The sequence below is a fragment of the Bacillus sp. FSL W8-0116 genome, from assembly GCF_038003825.1.
Classification (GTDB): Bacteria; Bacillota; Bacilli; order Bacillales; family DSM-4216; genus Bacillus_O; species Bacillus_O smithii.
This window is the reverse complement of sequence record NZ_JBBOPY010000001.1, coordinates 961,373-978,950: the sequence shown is the minus strand read 5'-3', so window position 1 is coordinate 978,950 and position 17,578 is coordinate 961,373. Positions and strand designations below refer to the sequence as shown.

The 17,578-nt window shown below is 44.1% G+C and carries 10 protein-coding genes, 3 rRNA genes and 2 pseudogenes; 9 read left to right on the top strand and 6 right to left on the bottom strand.

Annotation, left to right across the window (positions count from 1 at the left end; translation table 11 throughout):
- The first annotated feature begins 85 nt into the window (after window positions 1-85).
- From N1I86_RS04570 to fumC, 4 genes and pseudogenes are all read left to right on the top strand, one after another.
- A pseudogene (locus N1I86_RS04570) lies at window positions 86-1,486 on the top strand (anthranilate synthase component I family protein).
- Window positions 1,483-2,082: an aminodeoxychorismate/anthranilate synthase component II gene (gene pabA, locus N1I86_RS04565; protein ID WP_003353188.1), complete on the top strand. Its 600-nt coding sequence runs from the start codon at window positions 1,483-1,485 to the stop codon at window positions 2,080-2,082. Before N1I86_RS04570 ends, pabA begins: the two are co-directional and overlap by 4 nt.
- On the top strand, window positions 2,079-2,942 hold the full coding sequence (gene pabC / locus N1I86_RS04560; protein WP_341095169.1) for an aminodeoxychorismate lyase: 864 nt from the start codon (window positions 2,079-2,081) through the stop codon (window positions 2,940-2,942). The genes pabA and pabC overlap by 4 nt, the downstream gene beginning before the upstream one ends.
- A gap of 249 nt (window positions 2,943-3,191) precedes the next feature.
- A complete protein-coding gene (gene fumC / locus N1I86_RS04555; RefSeq protein WP_341095167.1) occupies window positions 3,192-4,565 on the top strand; it encodes a class II fumarate hydratase in 1,374 nt (457 codons plus the stop codon).
- Window positions 4,566-4,706: 141 nt separating this feature from the next.
- Here the strand turns inward: fumC and N1I86_RS04550 are convergent, their stop codons facing one another.
- The 6 genes and pseudogenes from N1I86_RS04550 to N1I86_RS04525 all read right to left on the bottom strand — a co-directional run bounded on the left by N1I86_RS04550 (window position 4,707) and on the right by N1I86_RS04525 (window position 9,221).
- Window positions 4,707-4,925: an alpha/beta-type small acid-soluble spore protein gene (locus N1I86_RS04550; protein ID WP_003353184.1), complete on the bottom strand. Its 219-nt coding sequence runs from the start codon at window positions 4,923-4,925 to the stop codon at window positions 4,707-4,709.
- A 304-nt stretch (window positions 4,926-5,229) separates the two neighbouring features.
- Window positions 5,230-5,418 (bottom strand): hypothetical protein, encoded by a 189-nt coding sequence (locus N1I86_RS04545; RefSeq protein ID WP_003353182.1) that lies wholly within the window; start codon window positions 5,416-5,418, stop codon window positions 5,230-5,232.
- Between the two features lie 230 nt (window positions 5,419-5,648).
- Entirely contained in the window at window positions 5,649-6,239 is a 591-nt protein-coding gene (locus tag N1I86_RS04540; RefSeq protein ID WP_341095163.1) for a YheC/YheD family protein, read from the bottom strand.
- On the bottom strand, window positions 6,196-6,837 hold the full coding sequence (locus N1I86_RS04535) for a YheC/YheD family protein (protein ID WP_341095161.1): 642 nt from the start codon (window positions 6,835-6,837) through the stop codon (window positions 6,196-6,198). Before N1I86_RS04535 ends, N1I86_RS04540 begins: the two co-directional genes overlap by 44 nt.
- A complete protein-coding gene (locus N1I86_RS04530) occupies window positions 6,821-8,197 on the bottom strand; it encodes a YheC/YheD family endospore coat-associated protein (protein ID WP_341095159.1) in 1,377 nt (458 codons plus the stop codon). Before N1I86_RS04530 ends, N1I86_RS04535 begins: the two co-directional genes overlap by 17 nt.
- 56 nt (window positions 8,198-8,253) lie before the next feature.
- Window positions 8,254-9,221, bottom strand: a pseudogene (locus N1I86_RS04525) (YheC/YheD family endospore coat-associated protein).
- Between the two features lie 510 nt (window positions 9,222-9,731).
- On the opposite strand from N1I86_RS04525, the gene N1I86_RS04520 reads away from it, so the two are divergent.
- From N1I86_RS04520 to rrf, 5 genes are all read left to right on the top strand, one after another.
- Window positions 9,732-10,868, top strand: a complete 1,137-nt coding sequence (locus N1I86_RS04520) for a DUF445 domain-containing protein (protein WP_341095157.1) — start codon at window positions 9,732-9,734, stop codon at window positions 10,866-10,868.
- Between the two features lie 159 nt (window positions 10,869-11,027).
- On the top strand, window positions 11,028-11,378 hold the full coding sequence (locus N1I86_RS04515; protein WP_003353176.1) for a YlbF family regulator: 351 nt from the start codon (window positions 11,028-11,030) through the stop codon (window positions 11,376-11,378).
- Window positions 11,379-11,728: 350 nt separating this feature from the next.
- A 16S ribosomal RNA gene (locus N1I86_RS04510) occupies window positions 11,729-13,283 on the top strand.
- Between the two features lie 260 nt (window positions 13,284-13,543).
- Window positions 13,544-16,476 (top strand): 23S ribosomal RNA (locus N1I86_RS04505).
- A 79-nt stretch (window positions 16,477-16,555) separates the two neighbouring features.
- Window positions 16,556-16,671, top strand: a 5S ribosomal RNA gene (gene rrf / locus N1I86_RS04500).
- Together the 16S, 23S and 5S rRNA genes form the textbook arrangement of a ribosomal RNA operon.
- Window positions 16,672-17,578 lie beyond the last annotated feature (907 nt).

Sequence of the window (17,578 nt, the reverse complement as noted above, 5' to 3'; positions counted from 1 at the left end):
CCTATTTGCATGTATAATAAATGGAACAAGGGTTCTTTTTATGTGAAAGAGGCCGAATGCAAAACAGAAAGAAGGTTGCAAACGAATGAAATTGTTTTATGACACGATCCCTTATTCAAAGGAACGGTTTTTTCGGAAATTTTGCCGATTAGTAAAGGCAAAGTCGCATTATGCTTTGCTGGAAAGTGGATGATCCGGCCGATACAGCATCGCTGGAATTGAACCTTTTGCCGTGATTGAAGGGCAACAAAATGGGATTCAGGTGACAATGAATGGCCGCGATAAATGGATGGAAGGTCAACCGCTTCGAATGATTGAACAATGGCTGCGACCTTATAAACTGGATCCGGCTCCGGGACTGCCTGAATTTCAAGGCGGATTAATAGGCTTTATAAGCTATGATTATGCTCGCCTTATTGAAAAATTGCCCCATTTAGCGCAAGATGATCTGGACCTTCCGCTTATATATTTTTATTTTTTTCGAGAATGGGTCGTTTTTGATCATGAAACGAATTGTCTGTGGGTGATGACATTAGCTGAATCTGAGGATAGTCGTTATGGTTTGGATACGTGGAAGGAAATGTGGCAATCCGAACTGAAGGAAAGCGAAGAGATCGAATCACCTGTTCCTGCTATTTCGGGAAAAGATCTTGAAGTGTCGCTGTCGGAAAAAGAATTTATTCATGCAGTGGAAAAAATTCAAGAATACATTGCCAGCGGGGATGTCTTTCAAGTCAATTTGTCCGTTCGCCAAGCGAAAATGCTGCATGTCCCGGCTCTTGAAGTGTACAAAACATTACGCAGCATCAATCCTTCTCCGTATATGGGATATATACACTCCAACGATTTTCAAATAGTATGCGGATCTCCGGAGTTGTTGGTGAAAAAGACCGGACAAAGGGTAAAAACGCGTCCGATTGCCGGCACCCGTTCTCGAGGAAAGAACGAGGAGGAAGATCAGATTTTGGCGAATGAATTGCTCGGAAACGTGAAGGAACGAGCGGAACATGTCATGCTGGTGGACTTGGAACGAAACGATTTAGGACGGGTATGTCAGTACGGCACTGTTCGGGTCAATGAATTGATGACGATCGAAAAATATTCCCATGTCATACATCTAGTATCTGAAGTCGAAGGGATATTGGCAGAAGAAAAAAATGCTTTTGACGTGATTGATGCCGTTTTTCCGGGAGGGACGATCACAGGTGCACCGAAAGTTCGGACGATGGAAATCATAGAAGAATTGGAGAATGTTCGCCGAGGAGTTTATACAGGATCGATCGGCTGGATCGGGTTGAATGGCGATATGGATCTTAATATTGTGATCCGGACGATGATTGCCAAAAATGGAAAAGCCTATGTGCAGGCTGGGGCAGGTATTGTTCTGGATTCCCGACCTCAATATGAATACAAAGAATCATTGAAAAAAGCGGCGGCACTATGGAAGGCAAAAGAAATGGCAGAAAAAAAGGAGGCGCTCACATGATTTTAATGATCGATAATTATGATTCCTTTACTTATAATCTCGTTCAATACATAGGGGAGTTAGGAGAAGAGATCATTGTAAAAAGAAACGATTGTCTCTCGATTGGCGATATAGAAAACCTTTCTCCTGATTTTTTAATGATTTCACCTGGGCCCTGCACGCCAAATGAAGCAGGGATAAGTTTGGAGGCTATCCGCTATTTTGCAGGCCGTATTCCCATTTTTGGAGTTTGTCTCGGACATCAAGCGATAGCGCAGGCTTTTGGCGGAAACATTATTCGGGCAGAAAAACAAATGCACGGAAAAACATCTGCCATTTTTCACGACGGCCGCACTATCTTTGACGATGTTCCTAATCCGTTTCGAGCCACTAGATACCATTCGCTTATAGTGGATAAAGACTTTCTTCCGGACTGTTTTGAAATCTCGGCATGGACGGAGGAAGGGGAGATTATGGCGATACGTCATCGATCCTATTCGATAGAAGGTGTCCAATTTCATCCAGAATCGATTTTAACGGAATTCGGTAAGCAGCTTCTGTCCAATTTTTTCAATACTTATCGAAAGCAGGAAGCGAACGGGGGACTGACAAGATGATCGTCTATCTCAATGGTCAGTTTATAGAAAAAGAAAAAGCGATGATCTCGCCGTTTGATCATGGATATTTATATGGTCTCGGCGTTTTTGAGACCATTCCTACATATTCTGGTCATCCTTTTCTTTTAGATGACCATCTTGAACGCCTTAATGAAGGATTAAAAGAATTGCGTATTCGTGCATCGATTACGCGGAAAAAAGCGTTGGACATTATTCAGGAACTTTGCCGACGCAATGGGCTGCCGGATTCGTCGGTGCGTTTGAATGTTTCGGCGGGACTCGGAGAGATGGGAATGCAAATCGAACCATATCATCGACCTACTATTTTCGTTTTCCAGCGGCCCTTCAAGCGTCTCCATGCCATGAAAGAAAAAGAAGCAGTCTTATTAACATTGCCGAGAAACACGCCGGAAACGGGAAAACGATTAAAATCTCACCACTTTCTGAATAATGTGGCCGCAAAATGGGAAATGGGAAGCAATGGAGAACAAGAAGGCATTTTTTTGACGAAAGAAGGGCATTTAGCGGAAGGCATTGTATCCAATTTTTTTTGGGTAAAAGAGGGAACGATTTTTACTCCTTGTTTACAAACAGGAATTTTAGATGGTGTCACGAGACGATTCATTATGAAATTGGCTGAGCGACTTCATATTCCGGTGCAAGAGGGATATTTTTTCCCGGAAGAATTGGATCATGCAGAAGAAATCTTTTTAACCAATTCCATTATTGAAATTGCTCCAGTTCGAAAAATGGGAGATCGTTTTTATCCGGGAATCCGAGGAAAATACGTGCGTACACTTTGGGAGGAATACCAGCGTTATTCCTCTTATTTATGGTCAGCAAAAGCATTATCCGTTTAAGTAGTAGAATAATCTTTTTCGACATTTGAACACAAGGCTAGGGAAAAGAAAGATCGGGTTTTGGAAGCTGTGTTTAAGAATAGCGTATCTTGAAAGATCTGATAGAAAATTTGCAATTGCATAAAGGGAGCCAAAAACAGAATTTGATGAAATTTTTTAAAACCAAAAAATTGACAGAATTCTTATGATAAGACTATGATAAAAATGGTTTAACAGTTAAAAAGAACGGTCATGTTAGGAGGATGGGAAATGGAGTATCGTATTGAAAAGGACACCCTTGGCGAAGTGAAGGTTCCGAAAGACAAATATTGGGGTGCGCAAACAGAAAGAAGTCGAAATAACTTTAAAATTAGTATAGAAAAAATGCCTCTTGATCTCATTTATGCTTATGCTCATTTAAAGAAAGCAGCGGCTGTTGTGAATCATGAGTTAGGAAAATTAAGCGCTGCCAAAAAAGAAGCTATTGTGCAAGTATGCGATGAGATTTTAGAAGGAAAATGGGATGAACATTTTCCGTTGTCTGTTTGGCAAACAGGAAGCGGCACTCAGACGAACATGAATGTCAATGAAGTTATTTCTCATCGCGGGAATGAACTGTTGCATAATGAAGAAACGATTCATCCAAACGACGATGTCAACATGTCTCAAAGTTCAAATGACACATTTCCTACAGCCATGCATATTGCCGTGTACAATGCCTTTCAAAAACGGCTTGTCCCTGCGTTGCAGCAATTAAAGGCCACACTGAAAGAAAAAGAAGTTCAATACATGAAATTGATCAAAATCGGAAGAACTCACTTACAGGATGCTACACCATTAACGTTAGGGCAAGAAATTTCAGGTTGGCGGACCATGTTGGAGCGGACGGAACAAATGCTGAAAGATTCCTGTGCCTACATTCTAAATCTGGCTATTGGGGGAACCGCCGTTGGAACAGGAATCAACGCCGACCCCACATTTGGCCCCAAAGTGGCAAAAGAACTGGAGAAACAGACAGGATATCCGTTCCGATCTTCTGATAATAAATTTCATGCTTTGACAAGCCATGATGAAATCGTTCACTTCCACGGTGCATTGAAAGCGTTGGCGGCGGATTTAATGAAGATCGCCAATGATATTCGTTGGCTTGCAAGCGGGCCGAGAAGCGGACTGGGAGAATTGACGATTCCGGCTAATGAACCGGGAAGTTCGATTATGCCAGGAAAGGTAAATCCTACTCAATGCGAAGCAATTACCATGATAGCGGCTCAAGTTTTTGGCAATGATGCTACAATTGGATTTGCCGCCAGTCAGGGAAATTTTGAATTAAATGTTTTTAAACCGGTTATTATATATAATGTTCTCCAATCCATCCGATTATTGGCAGACGGAATGGTTTCTTTTGAAGAGAAATGTGTCCGTGGTATAGAAGCCAATCAAGAAGTGATCGATAAATTAATGAATCAATCTTTAATGTTGGTCACGGCCTTAAACCCATATATCGGTTATGAAAAAGCAGCCGAAATTGCAAAATTGGCGTTTAAAGAGGGGACTACATTAAAAGAAGCCGCATTAAAAACTGGATATGTAACAGAAGAACAGTTCGATGAATGGGTGGACCCATCCAGAATGATTCATTTGTAGGCGAAAGCCTTAAGCTAGTTATGTTCTTTTTTTAAAAGAAGGTCTATGATTTAGTGAAAGGTTACTTAGTTGACTTTAATCGTTAATGGAAGAAGGAGAGGCATCAGAAAAGATGCCTCTCCACAGCCATATCCTATTCAGTTATTGTTGTTGACCTTGGTAACCGCTGATTTGTTGTTGAGCTAAAGAAACCAAACGTTTTGTAATTTCTCCCCCTACAGAACCGTTAGCGCGGGAAGTCGTATCTGCTCCAAGATTGACTCCAAATTCTTGAGCGATTTCGTATTTCATTTGGTCGATAGCTTGTTGAGCGCCTGGTACTACTAATTGGTTGCTGCTATTGCTTCTATTTGTTGCCATTTTAAGTTCATCTCCTTATTGTATTTTTGGGTTAGGCTGGAATTGCACCAGACTAAAGGAATCAATTTTCCTTTCCGCTTGGCTAACCCGAGATGTTGTGAATGAATGTTATGATTGGCTGGCTGTACTAGTATTATGTTTCGGTTTTTTTGTATTATTCGAAGATCGGCAAGGTAGTTATTTCCTTTTAAAAAAGGAGAAACCCGCTTCTTTATCAAAACGTGCCGACTCCTGAAACGAAGATCCCTCCTACAATTGAGTTGCCGACGACTCGTCTATTGCGGCGGGATCTTCTTTGTTAAAATTATTGGTTCGGAGGTTCTTCTTCTACGAATGGATGGGCTTCTTCGATATTCGCCCTATTTCCATGCAAATGAACTGATCCTCCGGAAAGCCCTTCATTAATCATGCGATCCACATCCAAAAATAATTCATCTTTTCCTTCAAAGTTGGTATCCGGCAAAAAGGATGCTTCCTGTTTTTTTATTCCCATTTTCATCTCCTCCTTAGTTTTTATTTTTCCGAAGAAGAAGGAAGAATATTCTTTTGACCAGACAAACCTATTTTTTTCCGGTACTTCGATCTTCATGTTTCGCGCATAATCAGCTGTTGGCTGCAGCGATCTATATGAACGCAGAAAATAGAAATAAGGCACTTTTCAACAGATAAAGTGCCTTAATAAATGGAAGATGCGTTTTTTCTTATCGTGGGAAAAAACTTCAATCATCCTTTTGCGCCTTCAAAATTTGTTTTTTCGAAAAATAATTGCGTTATATGTTCTAATCGTTTCTTTTCAATTTCGATTTCGTCAAAACTCATCGGTTTTGCATTGACTTCAAATAATACTAATTCTCCTGTCTTTTTTTTGCCGATATCCATTGAAAATTCCCCGAAAAAATCAAACTCTTTAGAAAGTTGATGGCCGCAGGCGTTGGCCAGATTTGAAATTTGTTTTTCTAATGCCGGGGAGGCAAGATGTTGAAAGGGTATTCGTTTTCCGCCGTTTGTCGTATGTGTGGTAATCTGCTGCTTGGTTGATACTCTGACTCCGATACCAGTAACGATGTAGTTTTTGTTTTGATAGTGGACAAGAACGCGAAAATCGTATTTATTTCCATTTATTTTTTCTGTTTCCACCGCTTCTTGAAGAATATATTGTCCTGTCCATTCCTCTTTTCTGTCAGCATAGCACGATTCAATGGAAGGATATTGACGTTTTTGATGTACATTTTGGCAAGTGACGGCTCCGTTTTCCCCAAGTATTAACAAATCAATTCCATTTCCTTGAGAAAGGGATCGATGTTTTGCGTACAACCGTTTTTTTTTCTGACAAAAAGGATTGAAACGAGTCCAAATTTTGAAAGGGACGGGTTTCTGGTAAATAGTCGGATAAAAATTTATCTTTCTTAAAGGCCTGGTATACTTCCCATTTATTAAGATAAGAAGGATTAAAAAAAGGAATGCCTTTATTTCCCAGAATGCGAACGAAATTTTGAAAGGAGCGACTTTTTTCTTTTGCTCTGCTCGGCATTCGATTGTAGACTAAATCGGGAAAGGGGAACCTGGCATCGACCCAAGTTTCTGATTCTATGTGATAAATGGAGCCGTCGATAAAATTATCGTTGATTCCATCGAGGCAAAAAATAAAAGAAAGCCCCCCTTTTGCCTGCAGTGCCATTTGTATGTTTTTAAAAAGCGGGATGTTTCCATAATAAGTGCCGTCCGCTGCACAACCGGTTAAAATTCCAACCAATGGCCCGATTTTTCCTTTTTTTGGAGTAACGGTAAACTCTTTTTCCGTTTTATTGCCATTTTTAAGAGGATGCAACTCGTCGGAACCAAAAATAAAAAAGGTGTGATCGGAATTATTGTGGTGCCATTTTTGATGATCGGCATCATAATAAATGTTCATAGGAAAGCTCCTCTTCATCCAAAATGGATTTTTCCATCAAGTAAACACTAAACAGTAAAGACATTTTGCGAGTTAATTGCTCGAATTTTTTTAAATCTGGATGAATAAAAATGGATCTTCCAGGTTTGGAATTGACTTCAAAAAACCATACTCGTCCTTCTCGATCAATTCCAAAGTCGAATCCGATTTCGGCTACGATTCCGTCTATTTGAGTGTCCACCGCTTGAGAAAGCGTTAGGGCGGCCTGTTCTAATTTTGACTGGTAAGTTTCCAATAAAGCTGGTTCCGGAAAAATTTCTTCTAAGCTTTTTACTTCTCCGCCGTTTTTTAAATGGGTTGTCACGCTTCCTTTTCCGGCTACTTTGGCGGCCATTGCGGTCACTTTCCATTGTCCGTCCAAATCCTTATTGGTGTGGACGCGAAAATCAAGCGGTCTATTGTCATGGCGTAAAAGAGAAATTCCTTGCTGTAAAAGCATTTGCGGGAAAGTCCGTTTCGAAAAACGAGAAGAAACAAATTCATGCAAATTCTTGACTTTTAGCAAATGGTTGCCTTTTTGGTCATGAAAGCGGCAGTAATAAACTTGGTCCTTATCCTGTATAAATTGGTAGATCCCTTTTCCTGAACTGCCGTTCATTGGCTTCAAATAAATATTTTTCCAACGATTTAGCATGGCTTTTAATTGGTCTATGGATGTGAAAACTTCTGTTTCCGGCAGATATGGCTTGGCATCCTTATTTTGTTTCAAATATTCAAAGATTTCGTGTTTATTGAAGAACCCCGGGTTATACCAAGGAATTAAATAATCCGTTTGCAGTTTTTTCTTGGCTTTTCGGTAAGAAGGATTTTTTTCGCTTCTACGGTTCGGCAGCCGGTCATAGATGACGTTTGGAAAGGGAAATTGGTTGATCTTCCATTTATTTTCCGAAAAGTAATAGCCGAAAATGATCCCGCTGTCCCAGTCGATTTGCTGTTCCCCGAAAACATACGTAATCACACCCAAGGAGTCTTGCAAGGAGAGCAGTTTTGCAAAAAACTCTGTTCTCTTGCCTATTGGCCTAAGAGGGAAAGGGGTGAATCCAGATGAAAAAATGCCGATTAAAGGACCAATGATATACGTATCTCCGGATATAAATAAGTGACACGATTTTGCTTGAGATGGGACCAACAGTTTTTCTGCAAGAGCAGAACTAATGGATAGGATATTCCGTCTGTTCATATGGATGTTGGACAAATTTTCTTCTACTTTCGTACCAAAACAAATTCTGATTTTTTCAGACGGAGGTTTTTGCAAATCTTTTGGGAGATAAATAAATTCTTTCTCATCTTCTACGATTTCGAGACGATAGAATTTTTTCATTAGACCACCTCATGAAGAATTTTTCGTATAACGAACGAAAGTTTGCTTCAGTCATTTCATTCATCACGGTTCTGTTCATCAAATTCCATTCTTTCTCTCCACTTTTTTCCGGAAATGTAAAAAATAGACATCGCGGACGGGCGAAAAGTGTTCGTATGAATGGCTTCTTTTTTGGACGGTTTTGAATTCACCTCAATGAGCCAAATTTTCCCCTTTTGATCGATTCCGATATCTACTCCCAATTCGAAAAAGTTTCCATCTGAACGCTGATGTACAGCTTGCGCCACCTTTACAGCAAGTTGTATCATCGTTTGATATATATGAAAAAAATCGGTCGGGAAAAATTTCTTTAAGATGGTTTTTGGTTTTTCCAAATGCCCTCCTTGAGAAATATTGGAAACAATTGCTTTGTTTTTCCCGGTTCGAGCGACAATGGATGTTACTTTCCAGCCATGATCGCCTTGCCAATGGCAAAGCAATCGAAAATCCAGCAAGCAATCTTGTGGCGTAAGAAGGTCAATTTTTTTTGAATGAGAAACGAAGAGGGGTCTAACGAGTGGAATAGTTTTGTTAGAAAAGGTTGGATTTCCATGGTTTCATCCATATCAAGCATTTCTCCGGTTGATCGGATGAACATTTTTCCATCTTTTTGTTCAGCATAAATAATGTCTTTACCTTGGCTTCCTTCGATCGGTTTTATATAAACCGGTGAATTTGCCAGCATTTGCAAAAGAGAATCTTTCGTTAAAAGTTTTGTTTCTGGCAGATAAGGACGGATATCGTCACTCTCTTGAAGAAGCTCAAAAACTTTCCACTTATCCAAAAATGATTCGTTAAAAAAGCAAATGTGGTGATTCTTTACTACTCTCTTAACGTTTCGAAACGCACGAGAAGTTTCTTTTTTTCGCGAGTGTATTCGGTTGTAGATGACATCCGGAATCGGAAGGGTTTCTTTTTTCCATTCATGTTTTTCTTGATAATAGCCTTTTTCTTTATAAAAGTCGTTCAAGTTGGCAACATACATAAAGCCGCCTTTTTTTCGGAATATTTGATCCACTTCTTTGCAAAACTCTTCAATAGAAGGAAATTGTATGTTTCCTTTTGAGCCTTTTATTTCCGTTAAGATGGCAATCACCGGACCTAAAAAAAGCGTGGCCGAATCCGCCGCAAAGTAGCCTTGCCATTTTCGCTCTAAAAAGATTAAATTTCTTTTACCGTCGTTTTTCATTTGAAACCAACTCTCATTGGTCCGTTCCGCATCTTGTTTTTTAAGATCGAACTTCCAATGGCCTACACATAATTTCAATGGATTTATGTTTAAGGCTTCAGTTGGAATAAACGAAATTTGGACGGATTTTTCATCTTGCCATTGTTCTATTTTTACATGCAAGTCGAAAAACATACGCGATTCCCCGTTTGCACTTTTTCCGTGTGAAATTTTATAATGAAGCAATGGGCAATTGCTGATGTTTTCATCGTATGAAGGAAGAGCGTAAAAGGTTCATATGTCGAAAACTCGGGAAGGAGATACGAAATGTCAGGTTCTTTACTTGTATTATTTATGGTCATAATCGGAGCCGTTATTGGCGGAATTACGAACGCCATTGCCATTTTAATGCTGTTTCGCCCTTATCGCAGTCTGTATATCGGGAAATGGCATATTCCCTTTACACCCGGATTGATTCCGAAACGGCGAAAAGAAATTGCTTTTCAGCTTGGGAAAATGGTATCCGATCATTTAGTTACGCCACAAAGCATTCAAAAGAAATTTCAAGATCCGCAATTTCTTCAAGATATGACCTCGCTCGTTCAACAGGAAGCAAAACGATTGTTCACTTCAGAAAAAACAATCAAAGAATGGATGGAATTGGCCGGGGTGCAAGATCTGGAAAAGCGATTGGAAAGATATCTGAAAAAGAAAATGGAAAAAACGATTGTGGAAATGGGGAATTCTTATTCAAGCCAGACTATTAAAGATGTCCTTTCGCCTGAAACGATTCGAAAGTTGGAAGAAAAACTCCCGGATGTGAGCGCCTATATTTTACAACATGCAATGAACTACTTTTCAAGTTCGGATGGTAAACAAAGAGTGAAAAAAATGCTGGATGACTTTTTGGCGGAACGAGGCATGATGGGAAGTATGCTTCAAATGCTTTTGGGCAATTCCTCGATTGTCGATAAAATACTGCCTGAAATGATGAAATTTTTACGCAATCCAGGGACGAATGAAATACTTCTTTCTATCATAAGGGCTGAGTTTGAAAAAATGTTGGAATGGAAATGGGAGCGTATTTTGTCGGAATGGCTGGATAAGAACACGGTAGAGAAAGGAACGGAATTTATCGTTCATCAGTTCAACACAGAAACATTTTTTCAAAAAACACTCTCTGATCTGCTGAATTCTTATGAAGAAGAAATTTTAAAGCAATATATCCCAAGGCTAGTTGAAAAAGCAGCCCCATTTTTTTCGAATCGTATCCAAACCATTATAGAAAAATTACGGATCGCGGATATTGTCCGTGAAGAGGTAGAGTCTTTTTCCCTCGAGCGTATTGAAAAAATGGTGATTGAAATAGCTAATAAAGAATTAAGGGCTATTACTTATTTAGGTGCATTGTTGGGAGGAGTCATCGGCTTGCTGCAAGGGTTTGTGACGTTGCTGGTTCCATAAGAAATCAAAGTTGTCAGGAACATTCTCGCTTTCTAGTTCATAATTTGCTATAGTTGAGTGGCAGTTTTAGTGAAAGAAAATATAGAAAAAACGGCTGATGGCAATATTGTTGTCCTATTTACGGGTGGATGGCATAGCCAAACAGGAGGAGGGTCCTGCATGGAAAATCTTTATGAGAATGCTCGAGGCTTGGAAAAAGCTTTGCGTCAAAGCGACGAATATGTGAATTTAAAAAAATTATTTTATGCAGTGAATAATGATGAATCAGCAAGAAATTTATTTGAGAACTTCCGCAATATTCAAATGCGTTTGCAGGAAAAACAAATGATGGGGCAAAACATTTCAGAAGAAGAAGTGATTCAAGCACAAAAAGCGGCAGCTCTTGTTCAGCAGAACGGAAAAATTGCACAATTAATGGACGCAGAACAGCGGATGAGTACGGTTATTAATGAACTGAACAAAATTATAATGAAACCGCTCGACGAATTATACGGACCGTTCAACGGATAAAGAAAAGAGCGGCTGATGGTTTTCGCATAGAAATATCGATAGTGGGGGATTTTTTATCCTCCACTATTGTGATTTGTTCTTTTTATATGACGAATCAAAAAGAGAAACCTTATGGGATTGTCATTGTCTTCATGTAGTTTCAATGAAAAAAAGTAAAAAAATTATTGACTTATTATAATATAGGTGCTATTATTCTATATGTCACTTCGATGGTAAGTGAAAGTTCAATAGAATTTAGCGATTGAACAATGATTGCCATACTATGAAAGATACGATGCGATGATCCTTGAAAACTGAACAAAACGAAGCGTAAACCAATGTTTCAATAGAAACAAGCCTAGTCAAATTTCTTTTTGGAGAGTTTGATCCTGGCTCAGGACGAACGCTGGCGGCGTGCCTAATACATGCAAGTCGAGCGGACTTTCAAGAAGCTTGCTTTTTGAAAGTTAGCGGCGGACGGGTGAGTAACACGTGGGCAACCTGCCTGCAAGACGGGGATAACTCCGGGAAACCGGGGCTAATACCGGATAATACCTTCCTTCGCATGAAGGAAGGTTGAAAGGCGGCGCAAGCTGCCGCTTGCAGATGGGCCCGCGGCGCATTAGCTAGTTGGTGAGGTAACGGCTCACCAAGGCGACGATGCGTAGCCGACCTGAGAGGGTGATCGGCCACACTGGGACTGAGACACGGCCCAGACTCCTACGGGAGGCAGCAGTAGGGAATCTTCCGCAATGGACGAAAGTCTGACGGAGCAACGCCGCGTGAGCGAAGAAGGTCTTCGGATCGTAAAGCTCTGTTGTCAGGGAAGAACAAGTACCGTTCGAACAGGGCGGTACCTTGACGGTACCTGACCAGAAAGCCACGGCTAACTACGTGCCAGCAGCCGCGGTAATACGTAGGTGGCAAGCGTTGTCCGGAATTATTGGGCGTAAAGCGCGCGCAGGCGGTCTCTTAAGTCTGATGTGAAAGCCCACGGCTCAACCGTGGAGGGTCATTGGAAACTGGGAGACTTGAGTGCAGAAGAGGAGAGCGGAATTCCACGTGTAGCGGTGAAATGCGTAGAGATGTGGAGGAACACCAGTGGCGAAGGCGGCTCTCTGGTCTGTAACTGACGCTGAGGCGCGAAAGCGTGGGGAGCGAACAGGATTAGATACCCTGGTAGTCCACGCCGTAAACGATGAGTGCTAAGTGTTAGAGGGCTTCCACCCTTTAGTGCTGCAGCTAACGCATTAAGCACTCCGCCTGGGGAGTACGGCCGCAAGGCTGAAACTCAAAGGAATTGACGGGGGCCCGCACAAGCGGTGGAGCATGTGGTTTAATTCGAAGCAACGCGAAGAACCTTACCAGGTCTTGACATCCTTCGCTACCTCTAGAGATAGAGGGTTCCCCTTCGGGGGACGGAGTGACAGGTGGTGCATGGTTGTCGTCAGCTCGTGTCGTGAGATGTTGGGTTAAGTCCCGCAACGAGCGCAACCCTTGACCTTAGTTGCCAGCATTCAGTTGGGCACTCTAAGGTGACTGCCGGTGACAAACCGGAGGAAGGTGGGGATGACGTCAAATCATCATGCCCCTTATGACCTGGGCTACACACGTGCTACAATGGATGGTACAAAGGGTCGCGAAACCGCGAGGTGGAGCCAATCCCAAAAAACCATTCTCAGTTCGGATTGCAGGCTGCAACTCGCCTGCATGAAGCCGGAATCGCTAGTAATCGCGGATCAGCATGCCGCGGTGAATACGTTCCCGGGCCTTGTACACACCGCCCGTCACACCACGAGAGTTTGCAACACCCGAAGTCGGTGAGGTAACCCTTACGGGAGCCAGCCGCCGAAGGTGGGGCAGATGATTGGGGTGAAGTCGTAACAAGGTAGCCGTATCGGAAGGTGCGGCTGGATCACCTCCTTTCTAAGGAAGAAGAAAAGCAGAGGCGACTGTTCAGGTGCGACAAGCACAAGACAGCTTGCGAGGAGGTAGTATTTCAACCACCGCAGCAAGATGGATTGTGACCTCGAGCACCTAGGAGCCGGAGCTGGACAGATATCAATTGTACGCTTTCGTTTTGTTCAGTTTTGAAGGATTTCATCCTTCGCACTTGTTCCTTGAAAACTAGATAGAAGAAAGAAGCAGCATAAACCGAGTATCGCCATCTAGGATAGAACCAACATGGTTAAGTTAGAAAGGGCGCACGGTGGATGCCTTGGCACTAGGAGCCGATGAAGGACGGGACTAACTCCGAAAAGCTCCGGGGAGCTGTACGTAAGCGTTGATCCGGAGATTTCCGAATGGGGAAACCCGCTGCCCGTAATGGGGCAGCATCCTTGCCTGAATCCATAGGGTAAGGAAGGCAACCCGGGGAACTGAAACATCTAAGTACCCGGAGGAAGAGAAAGCAACAGCGATTCCCTGAGTAGCGGCGAGCGAAACGGGAACAGCCCAAACCAGAAGGCTTGCCTTCTGGGGTTGTAGGACACCAATGGTGGAGTCACAAAGGAACGAGGTAGACGAAGAGGTCTGGAAAGGCCCGTCAGAGAAGGTAACAACCCTGTAGTCGAAACTTCGTTCCCTCCCTGGTGGATCCTGAGTACGGCGGGACACGAGGAATCCCGTCGGAAGCTGGGAGGACCATCTCCCAAGGCTAAATACTCCCTAGTGACCGATAGTGAACCAGTACCGTGAGGGAAAGGTGAAAAGCACCCCGGGAGGGGAGTGAAAGAGAACCTGAAACCGTGTGCCTACAAGTAGTCAGAGCCCGTTTACGGGTGATGGCGTGCCTTTTGTAGAATGAACCGGCGAGTTGCGATCTCATGCGAGGTTAAGTCGAAAAGACGGAGCCGCAGCGAAAGCGAGTCTGAACAGGGCGCATGAGTATGGGGTCGCAGACCCGAAACCAGGTGATCTACCCATGTCCAGGGTGAAGGTGAGGTAACACTTACTGGAGGCCCGAACCCACGCACGTTGAAAAGTGCGGGGATGAGGTGTGGGTAGGGGTGAAATTCCAATCGAACTTGGAGATAGCTGGTTCTCTCCGAAATAGCTTTAGGGCTAGCCTCAAGGGAAGAGTCTTGGAGGTAGAGCACTGTTTGGACTAGGGGCCCTCATCGGGTTACCGAATTCAGACAAACTCCGAATGCCAGTGACTTATCCTTGGGAGTCAGACTGCGAGTGATAAGATCCGTGGTCAAAAGGGAAACAGCCCAGACCGCCAGCTAAGGTCCCAAAGTATACGTTAAGTGGAAAAGGATGTGGAATTGCTTAGACAACCAGGATGTTGGCTTAGAAGCAGCCACCATTTAAAGAGTGCGTAATAGCTCACTGGTCGAGTGATTCTGCGCCGAAAATGTACCGGGGCTAAACGTATCACCGAAGCTGCGGGTGGACACCTTCGGGTGTCCGCGGTAGGAGAGCGTTCTAAGGGCAGAGAAGCCAGACCGGAAGGACTGGTGGAGCGCTTAGAAGTGAGAATGCCGGTATGAGTAGCGAAAGAAGGGTGAGAATCCCTTCCACCGAATGCCTAAGGTTTCCTGAGGAAGGCTCGTCCTCTCAGGGTTAGTCGGGACCTAAGCCGAGGCCGACAGGCGTAGGCGATGGACAACAGGTTGATATTCCTGTACCACCTCTTTTCCGTTTGAGCGATGGGGGGACGCAGGAGGATAGGGTAAGCGCACGGTTGGATGTGCGTCCAAGCAGTGAGAGGGGCAGCGAGGCAAATCCCGTTGCCACTCACCTCAAGCTGTGACGGCGAGGGAAATATAGTACCGAAGTTCCTGATTCCACACTGCCAAGAAAAGCCTCTAGCGAGGAAAAAGGTGCCCGTACCGCAAACCGACACAGGTAGGCGAGGAGAGAATCCTAAGGTGTGCGAGAGAACTCTCGTTAAGGAACTCGGCAAAATGACCCCGTAACTTCGGGAGAAGGGGTGCTTTTTGGGGTGCATAGCCCCGAGAAGCCGCAGTGAATAGGCCCAGGCGACTGTTTAGCAAAAACACAGGTCTCTGCGAAGCCGTAAGGCGAAGTATAGGGGCTGACGCCTGCCCGGTGCTGGAAGGTTAAGGGGAGCGCTTAAAGCTTTGCTTGAAGGTGCGAACCGAAGCCCCAGTAAACGGCGGCCGTAACTATAACGGTCCTAAGGTAGCGAAATTCCTTGTCAGGTAAGTTCTGACCCGCACGAAAGGCGTAACGATCTGGGCACTGTCTCAACGAGAGACTCGGTGAAATTATAGTACCTGTGAAGATGCAGGTTACCCGCGACAGGACGGAAAGACCCCGTGGAGCTTTACTGCAGCCTGATATTGAATTTTGGTACAGCTTGTACAGGATAGGTAGGAGCCTTAGAAACCGGAGCGCCAGCTTCGGTGGAGGCGCCGGTGGGATACTACCCTGGCTGTACTGAAATTCTAACCCGCACCCCTGATCGGGGTGGGAGACAGTGTCAGGTGGGCAGTTTGACTGGGGCGGTCGCCTCCTAAAAGGTAACGGAGGCGCCCAAAGGTTCCCTCAGAATGGTTGGAAATCATTCGCAGAGTGCAAAGGCAGAAGGGAGCTTGACTGCGAGACCTACAAGTCGAGCAGGGACGAAAGTCGGGCTTAGTGATCCGGTGGTTCCGTATGGAAGGGCCATCGCTCAACGGATAAAAGCTACCCCGGGGATAACAGGCTTATCTCCCCCAAGAGTCCACATCGACGGGGAGGTTTGGCACCTCGATGTCGGCTCATCGCATCCTGGGGCTGTAGTCGGTCCCAAGGGTTGGGCTGTTCGCCCATTAAAGCGGTACGCGAGCTGGGTTCAGAACGTCGTGAGACAGTTCGGTCCCTATCCGTCGCGGGCGCAGGAAATTTGAGAGGAGCTGTCCTTAGTACGAGAGGACCGGGATGGACGCACCGCTGGTGTACCAGTTGTCTCGCCAGAGGCATCGCTGGGTAGCTATGTGCGGAAGGGATAAGTGCTGAAAGCATCTAAGCATGAAGCCCCCCTCAAGATGAGATTTCCCATTTCTTCGGAAAGTAAGATCCCTGAAAGATGATCAGGTAGATAGGTCCGAGGTGGAAGCGTGGTGACACGTGGAGCTGACGGATACTAATCAATCGAGGACTTAACCAAATGAAAGAGCGAGATCGGTGAAACTGCTTCTTCTATCTAGTTTTGAAGGAACAACAATCGTTCCGACAACTTCATACCGTCTGGTGGCGATGGCGAAGAGGTCACACCCGTTCCCATCCCGAACACGGAAGTTAAGCTCTTCAGCGCCGATGGTAGTGAGGGGTTTCCCCTTGCGAGAGTAGGACGCTGCCAGGCAAACAATAACCCGACGAGAAAAAATATTTTATCTCGTCGGGTTTTCTCTATGTGCGCCCGGCATGTACATGAACTATAGGGTGTAAGTCCCGAACCCCGAAGACAGAAGTAGAGGTTAGCCAAGAGCAAGGGTGTCCGTGGTGACGCGGAATCTGAAGGAAGCTGGAGGCAAAACACCGGACCGAGGAACACGAACCTCATATAAGGCTAGGTATGATGGAGTGAGTTTGCATAACAAAACAAAGCTCTTTCTGTCGAAGGTCATATCGAGTAAATGAGGCGGATAGATGGTGTGAAAGTGCATGTACTTACCCGGGGAGGTCTGGCGGATAGGTGAAGTACTCTTCATAACCTACTTAGTGATAAGTAGCTGAACCGTCAGAAGTCAGCAGAGGTCATAGTATTAGTTGGTCTAGAACAACTAAGAAGGACCGAACAATTAAGAGAGAATAGCCCTTGGTATTCAGTGAGTCATGATGAACACAGAAAACGTAGTACCTCACTTGAGGGAGGAAGCGGTGAATCCCGTGGGAGACCTCTTGGAGGGTGGAGTGACCACTGGCATAAAGAGAACAGCTATTCACGGAAGTTATAAAGACTTGCGTCAATTATCTTAATTGAACCGCCGTATACGGAACCGTACGTACGGTGGTGTGAGAGGACGGGAGTTAATCGCTCCCTCCTACTCGATTTTGGGACCTTCTTTCTAAAGCAAGCGGTTCTTTTACGCTTGTTTCAGAAAGTTATGGGAGATGGCAGCCAGCCCCATATTCGATGTTCACTTTGGTCAGCCCATGCAAAATCTCGGAACGACCGATTAGCTTTGATGAATGAAGTATCCAAGATTGAATAGGTTTTCTGTCCCGATCTGAACAATTGTAACCGGCTTCAGCAGTCCGTTTTTCAT

Excerpts from the sequence above, each read along its gene's own strand:
- pabA (WP_003353188.1), top strand. The coding sequence starts at position 1,483 with ATGATTTTAATGATCGATAATTATGATTCCTTTACTTATAATCTCGTT.
- pabC (WP_341095169.1), top strand. The coding sequence starts at position 2,079 with ATGATCGTCTATCTCAATGGTCAGTTTATAGAAAAAGAAAAAGCGATG.
- fumC (WP_341095167.1), top strand. The coding sequence starts at position 3,192 with ATGGAGTATCGTATTGAAAAGGACACCCTTGGCGAAGTGAAGGTTCCG.
- N1I86_RS04550 (WP_003353184.1), bottom strand. The coding sequence starts at position 4,925 with ATGGCAACAAATAGAAGCAATAGCAGCAACCAATTAGTAGTACCAGGC.
- N1I86_RS04545 (WP_003353182.1), bottom strand. The coding sequence starts at position 5,418 with ATGGGAATAAAAAAACAGGAAGCATCCTTTTTGCCGGATACCAACTTT.
- N1I86_RS04535 (WP_341095161.1), bottom strand. The coding sequence starts at position 6,837 with ATGAACATTTATTATGATGCCGATCATCAAAAATGGCACCACAATAAT.
- N1I86_RS04530 (WP_341095159.1), bottom strand. The coding sequence starts at position 8,197 with ATGAAAAAATTCTATCGTCTCGAAATCGTAGAAGATGAGAAAGAATTT.
- N1I86_RS04520 (WP_341095157.1), top strand. The coding sequence starts at position 9,732 with ATGTCAGGTTCTTTACTTGTATTATTTATGGTCATAATCGGAGCCGTT.
- N1I86_RS04515 (WP_003353176.1), top strand. The coding sequence starts at position 11,028 with ATGGAAAATCTTTATGAGAATGCTCGAGGCTTGGAAAAAGCTTTGCGT.